Origin of the sequence: Pseudomonas sp. MWU12-2345, assembly GCF_023242385.1 — a bacterium.
GTDB classification, from domain to species: Bacteria; Pseudomonadota; Gammaproteobacteria; order Pseudomonadales; family Pseudomonadaceae; genus Aquipseudomonas; species Aquipseudomonas gingeri_D.
Genome location: NZ_JALLJA010000043.1, coordinates 1 through 2451, shown reverse-complemented (window position 1 = coordinate 2451; position 2451 = coordinate 1). Strand labels below are relative to the sequence as shown.

3 protein-coding genes and 1 pseudogene are annotated in these 2451 nt (G+C 56.0%); 1 reads left to right on the top strand and 3 read right to left on the bottom strand.

Translation table 11 applies throughout. The annotated features are described in order from the left end of the window. Positions 1-1457: pseudogene (locus M5C71_RS33545) on the top strand (hypothetical protein); the annotation flags it as partial. 137 nt (positions 1458-1594) lie between these two features. On the opposite strand, the gene M5C71_RS33540 reads toward M5C71_RS33545, so the two are convergent. The 3 genes from M5C71_RS33540 to M5C71_RS33530 all read right to left on the bottom strand — a co-directional run. Further along, positions 1595-1975, bottom strand: coding sequence for a VapC toxin family PIN domain ribonuclease (locus M5C71_RS33540; protein WP_152737205.1), 381 nt, complete (start codon positions 1973-1975; stop codon positions 1595-1597). Continuing rightward, a complete protein-coding gene (locus M5C71_RS33535; RefSeq protein ID WP_152737206.1) occupies positions 1972-2172 on the bottom strand; it encodes a type II toxin-antitoxin system VapB family antitoxin in 201 nt (66 codons plus the stop codon). The genes M5C71_RS33540 and M5C71_RS33535 overlap by 4 nt, the downstream gene beginning before the upstream one ends. Continuing rightward, a partial coding sequence (locus tag M5C71_RS33530) for a hypothetical protein (protein WP_248769698.1) occupies positions 2150-2451 on the bottom strand: 302 nt, incomplete at its 5' end. The genes M5C71_RS33535 and M5C71_RS33530, both read right to left, overlap by 23 nt.

The following is a 2451-nucleotide window of genomic DNA, read 5'->3' as shown; positions in this document are numbered from 1 at the left end:
TCGATTCCAAAGGCTCTGTTGTCGGCAAGACCACTGTCGAGACCAGCGTCACCGTTACCGGCACCGGCAGCAGCGGTCGACAGATTCAACTCAGGAACGCGGCGGCCAACATTGGCAACCCGTTCACTATTCCCGAGACCGGCACAACCTGGAGCAGCATACTCACGGGCCTGGCACCCGACCCCTACAGCATCAAGGCCAGACCGCTGTACGGCACGGGCCTACCTGATTCGGAGGCCAAAACCTTCACCGTGATTGCCGCCGGGGAACCCACCCTCGACAGCGTCAAAGCCGGCGACGTTGAAATCCCGGACGGTACCACAACAGTCAGCCTCACATTGAAACTCACGGGTACAGCAGCCAAGGGGCAAGACGTAGAGATTTACGATGGGAGCGGAGCGGGTGCGGAACCCAAGGGCCAGGCGACAGCCGATCCAAACACGGGCATATGGACAAAAGACATCACCGTCGTCGTCGGTGACCGCCGCCTGTATGCCAAGGCGCTCTATCTTGCCGATTCGATATACTCAAACGTGCGCCTTTTAACCGTAGTCGAGCTGCTTGTCCCGGCCCTTATCGATATCCGTGATTCCAAAGGCTCCGTTGTCGGCGGGAGCACTGTCGAGAGCACCGTCACCGTCACCGGCACGGGCAGCAGGGGTCAACAGATCCAGTTGCTGGACGGTGAGGCCAATATTGGCAGCCCGTTCGGGGTTCCTACCGACCGCATCAACTGGAGCACATCCCTCACAGGGCTGACCGACAAGACCTACAGGATCAAGGCCAAAGCGCTCTATGGCAGTGGTCAGGAGTCGCCCACCCGCTCCTTTACCGTGCAGATCGAACAGCCGTTCTCTGTAGGACCGAGGAGCATAAGCATAAGCGGTAATGGGAACTATCACGTATTTCTGCATCCTGACTACGAATCCATCGGACAGCTGCAAGCCCACCACATCTACCAAATTCCTGTCACAGGGGGGAGGCCGCCCTATTACTTCCAGGTCGTTGCATCCAACCCGGTGAGGGTGGCTAACGTGAATGAATACGGGCAAATCTATCCGGGGCGCAGCGCAGGCACTGCGACCGTCAGAGTATCGGACTCAGCGAGCAACTTTGCAGACATCACCGTTTCGATCACATGGGTCAGGCAGTGGGAGCAGGCCGCCTGGAGTGTGACAAAAACGCAGGCAGACAGTTATGTGCGTCAAAAAGGTCTCACGATGCCCAGCCGAGCCGACCTGCAGGACTTCTATAACGCGTTCTCAATATATGGAGCGAATGTGTGTGATGTGGTCGGAATCACCAATTACGGTCCTTCGAACCCAACGTGCTGGTTCTGGGAAGAGGCAATTCATAGCAATGGCAAGTGGTGGTACCGAAACCTCGGAAATGGTAGCGAAGATGGGATCGGGCTCGCGTCCATGATCAACAGCATCGGTTGGAGGCGATCGGGATAATGAAGCTCAGCCAATGAGACCGGCATACGGGACGGCCTTCGTGAAGAAAAGGGGGCTGATTTGAAAAAGGTGACTGAAAAAGGTGACTGATTTATTTAGGCCATAAAGGGGGGAGCCTTGCTCCCCCTTCATTTTCATTAATGCAATGCAGGTCGGTGCATCACGCCAAAGCGTTCTGCCAGCGCACACAGCCGCTTATCCATCGTCCAGAGTTCAGCTTCCGGCGTCATCAACGTGGAGGCGAGCAACAACATGTCCACTAAACCACAGCCCAAACCGAACAGACGCTCGCGTTCAATAAAGGCCAGGACCTCCCGAAGATGGGCCTGTTGGGTCTGCTGTAACCCCTCGAGATCGGACAGCATTTGAATCCGATTGGGAGGTGTTCCACAGGCGATTTCGCCAACAATCAGTGGGTGCGCCATCACAAGATCAAGTTCGAGCAAGTCAACCAACGCATCGTTGCGATGCCGAAAGTGATTGACCCATACCGAGGTATCAACGAGGACGCCCTTCATTGAGCATCCTCGCGGCGACGGCGGATCTCCTGCATCTCTGGCAACGTTGCGCCCAGGGCGGCCAGTCGTTTGGCCGCTTGAATGCGTACAAAGGTCTTGATGGCTTCACGGAACAGGTCTGCCTTGTCCATCGATGGATCGGCCACTTCCAGCGCCCGTTCATACAGGGCGTCATCAATCGTCACAGTCGTTCTCATGGTTATCTCCCGCATCAACATTGATGATACTTTGAGACAAAGCTGATGCTTTCACTACATCAATCCGACAAGCGGCCCCCTTTCGGTATTTTTTCAGCTTGAATCGTATCGCCTGCGGTTTTGTTGCACTGCGCGCTTCAACGCTCAGACCCGCAGCCGCCATCCCGACACATGAGCCATTGGTCGGATAACCTGCTCGACCTGTCATTTCTGACAGTAGCCAGCCTCCCGTTTGCGGCGCCCAATAAACTCCACCGTCAACCTTGACTGGAGTTACGC